At 35.3% G+C, this 3,930-nt stretch carries 3 protein-coding genes; all 3 read right to left on the minus strand.

The features are described from left to right. Positions 1–91: 91 nt before the first annotated feature. Entirely contained in the window at positions 92–1,519 is a 1,428-nt protein-coding gene (gene pykF, locus Q0370_RS06195; RefSeq protein WP_299573498.1) for a pyruvate kinase PykF, read from the minus strand. Positions 1,520–1,639: 120 nt separating this feature from the next. Next, positions 1,640–2,602: a 6-phosphofructokinase gene (gene pfkA / locus Q0370_RS06200; RefSeq protein ID WP_299573501.1), complete on the minus strand. Its 963-nt coding sequence runs from the start codon at positions 2,600–2,602 to the stop codon at positions 1,640–1,642. A 130-nt stretch (positions 2,603–2,732) separates the two neighbouring features. Next, positions 2,733–3,710 (minus strand): DDE-type integrase/transposase/recombinase, encoded by a 978-nt coding sequence (locus Q0370_RS06205; RefSeq protein WP_299573504.1) that lies wholly within the window; start codon positions 3,708–3,710, stop codon positions 2,733–2,735. Positions 3,711–3,930 lie beyond the last annotated feature (220 nt).

The raw sequence follows: 3,930 nt of genomic DNA on the forward strand, positions 1-3,930 counted from the left end.
AAATAAAGGGAAAAGGCATAAGACCGTTTCCCTCATAAAATATTTATAATTGCTTATTGTGTGTGATGTGGTTAAATAATAAGATTTTTAATTATTCTCCAACTCTTTCTACTCTGAATGTATTAGTTGTTCCTTCTTTAGAGATTCCTGTTACCATTACTACTAAATCACCTTTGTTAGCTTCTTCATGATTAGCAGCAATTTCTCTTGCTCTTGCAAAGAAATCATCTGTTTTATCCAATCCTTTTTCTACGTAAGCTCTAACTCCCCTTACTAATGCTAACTGTCTAGCAGTTTGGTCATTGTCTGTCAAAGCAATAATTGGTACAACCGGTCCATATTTTCTAATCATTCTTGCTGCTCTACCAGTTTTTGTCCAACATACGATTAATTTAGCATCTAATGCTTGCGAAGTGCTTACTGCACCACTTGAAATTGCTTCTGTAACAGAAATTTCTGATCCGTCTGGAGTTTCAACTGTTTTAAATTTCTTAAATTCATCTGTTCTTTTTGAAATAGTAGCCATCATTTTAACAGCTTCTACTGGATATTTACCTTTTGCAGATTCTCCTGATAACATAACTGCATCTGTACCGTCTAAGATAGCGTTAGCAACGTCTCCTGCTTCTGCTCTTGTAGGACGTGGGTTTCTAATCATTGAGTCTAACATTTGTGTTGCAGTAATAACTGGTTTTCCAACTTTATTACATTTTCTAATCATCATTTTTTGCATAAATGGAACTTCTTCAGCAGGCACTTCTACTCCTAAATCTCCTCTGGCAACCATGATTGCATCACTTAATTCCAAGATTTCATCGAAGTTATCAACACCTTCTTGGCTTTCAATTTTTGAAATAATTTGAATATTTTTTCCACCGTTGTCATCCAATACTTTTCTTACTTCAGCAACGTCAGATGCTTTTCTTATGAATGATGCTGCTACAAAGTCAACACCTTGTTCACAACCAAATTTCAAATCAGCAATATCTTTTTCAGCTAATGCTGGTAATCCAACTGAAACATCCGGCAAGTTTACACCTTTAGTTTCTCCTAGTTCTCCAGTATTTGTAACAACACAGTGAACTTCTCCAGCTGCTTTATCAACGCTTTCAACTTTTAATCCAACTAAACCGTCATCTAATAATACTGTTGTTCCTTCATACAAGTCATCAACAATTCCAGGATAAGAAACTGCAAATTTTTCAGCATTTCCAACGAAAGAGTAATCAGTAGTAATAGTTACTTTTTTACCAGTTTCTAATAATACGTCTTTTCCATCTTCTAATTTTCCAGTTCTGATTTCAGGTCCTTTAGTATCTAATAAAATTCCTATTTCCTTACCTGTTTTTTTCATTACTTCTCTAATATTTTTAATTCTAGCTCCATGTTCTTCGAAATCACCATGAGAAAAGTTCAATCTCATTACGTTCATTCCGCTTTCTACTAATTTTGTCAACATTTCAACACTTTCAGTTTTTGGACCGATAGTACAAACAACTTTAGTCATTTTAATTTTCATTTTTCCTCCTAAAATTTGATATTTAAAATTTCATTGCCTTATTTTATCAATGAATTCTTACTTCCGTAAGAAATATTCATTTATTTTTTAAACTGTTAAATCTAAAAAAGACTTTAACAATTATAGTGATAACATATTTGCGATTGCATAATCAGAAGCAGATGTTTTAGAATAATTTTCCCAAGCGTAAGATAATTTATGAGTTGTTACTTCTTCACTTTGGATTCCAACCATTAATCCACCTTTTCCTTCTTCGATAAGCTCAACCGCTTTTACTCCTAATCTTGTTGCTAATATTCTATCAAATGCTGTTGGTGCTCCACCTCTTTGGATATGTCCTAAAATTGTAACTCTTATATTTGTATCAATTTTTTTAGCTAATTCATCCTTAATGTCCATAATATTTCCGACACCTTCTGCAACTACTATTATATCGTACAATTTACCTTCCGCACGTCTTTTTTTAATTACTTCAGCGATTTTATCAATAGAACTTTGAGCTTCAGGAATCATTACTCCACTTGCTCCTCCTGCTATTGCAGAATAAAGAGCCAAATCTCCACAGTTTCTTCCCATTACTTCAACCAAGTATGTTCTTTCGTGTGAAGTTGCTGTATCTTTTAATTTAGAAATAGCATCTAAAATTATATTTAATGCTGTGTCGTAACCAACTGTATAGTCAGTTCCAGCTACGTCATTATCAATTGTTCCAGGTATTCCAATTGTTTTTATACCATGTTCCTCATACAAATAGTGTGCCCCATGGAATGATCCATCTCCACCGATTACAACTAATCCGTCAATTCCATATTTTTTTAAATTAGCCGCCGCTTTTGCTCTAACTTCAGGATCCTTAAATTCTGGCAATCTTGCTGATAGCAAAATTGTTCCTCCTTTATCAGCAATTCCACTTACATCTAACAATGTCAATGGAAAAATCTGATCTTCAAGCATACCTTTGTATCCTCTTCTTATACCATAAACTTCCATTCCTTTGTTTATAGCAGCTTTAGTGACAGCTCTTATCGCTGTATTCATCCCCTGTGAATCTCCTCCACTTGTTAAGATTGCGATTTTCTTCATCTTAATTTTTCTCCTTCTACACATTATAATTACAAAAATTTCTTTTAAATTCAGTAAAACTAACACAGGTTATTGTGCATTAGTCAATGATGTGAGACCAAATCTGTAAAAAGTAAAAAGCCATATGATATCATTGAATTGTTTTACCAAAGTGAGTGATAAGCTGCGCCTCGAGTTGTGAACGTCTCTCAATAGGAGATATCCAGCCGAGTACAGCCATAGGAATTCGATTTGAGCGACGCATATATCTGTACATCTGCTCTTTCAGATCCTTGAAAGAGTAGAAACTTAGAAAGTTATAGAATCGCTCCTGATCGTTTCTGTGGCTGCGTTCAACCTTTCCATTGTGCCATGGAGTTCTTGGACGAATAAGTTTGTGGTCAATTCCTATGCTTTCACAAAAGCGATCAAACGGATGTATACGGCTACAATCTCTGGGATATGTAAATTCAAAACCATTATCAGTTTGGATGATTTTAGGCTTATACCCAAAGTAGGCTATTGCACGTTTTACAAAGTCAATTGTACTGTAGCTGCTCTGTTCACGATATGGATAAATGAATCGTTGTCTTGATGCTTCATCAATCATCGTATATTGATAGAACTTATCAGGTATTTCACCGACATAACAGGCCCTTGGAACATATTTGACATCAAGCTGCCATTTTATACCTAATGATTCAGGCGTGTGATATTTCTGTGGTTTACGTTTCTTCTTTGTTGAAGGAGCCTTAGAGGAAAAGCCAAGAGCCTTGTATACCCTATAAAGGGAACCGGGGTGCCTTGAGTAATTCTTTTGTGAGCGAAGCTTGCCATACATCTCACATATGGAGATATGAGGATTTCTGCGGTGCAGATCATTGATCCACTTGAGTTCCATATCCGTATGAGCGCTTGGATGAGTGCTGATTGGTCGATGAGACTTATCTCTAAGAGAGTCTCTGCTTCCGTCAAATCGTTTGTTCCAGCGCATCAGAGAAGCTTTTGATATATGGTATTTTCGGCAGACAAATTGTACAGAGCTACCACCACGGTATAGCTTTACAGCATAGAATCTGGTATCGATAGTATGTGGCAGATATCGTTGAGAATGTGTTATACTGTTCATGAGCGATTGAAAGTCCTTTCGTTAGTTGATTTTGTGGTAAAACCATTCTAACGGACTCAATCGCTTTTTTCTATACCTGAGGTCTCACATCTATTGTAAAGCTACATAAATAGTAGACGTTAGCTATAAATTCACTTGAATTCTACTGGTAAATGAGCTAAAATAAAATGATGTTTTTGGAGGGATGATATGATTGAAGAGAAATGGGTTTCAATGGAAG

The sequence above is a fragment of the uncultured Leptotrichia sp. genome (assembly GCF_938036635.1).
GTDB lineage: Bacteria > Fusobacteriota > Fusobacteriia > Fusobacteriales > Leptotrichiaceae > Leptotrichia > Leptotrichia hongkongensis.

Excerpts from the sequence above, each read along its gene's own strand:
- pykF (WP_299573498.1), bottom strand. The coding sequence starts at position 1,519 with ATGAAAATTAAAATGACTAAAGTTGTTTGTACTATCGGTCCAAAAACT.
- pfkA (WP_299573501.1), bottom strand. The coding sequence starts at position 2,602 with ATGAAGAAAATCGCAATCTTAACAAGTGGAGGAGATTCACAGGGGATG.
- Q0370_RS06205 (WP_299573504.1), bottom strand. The coding sequence starts at position 3,710 with ATGAACAGTATAACACATTCTCAACGATATCTGCCACATACTATCGAT.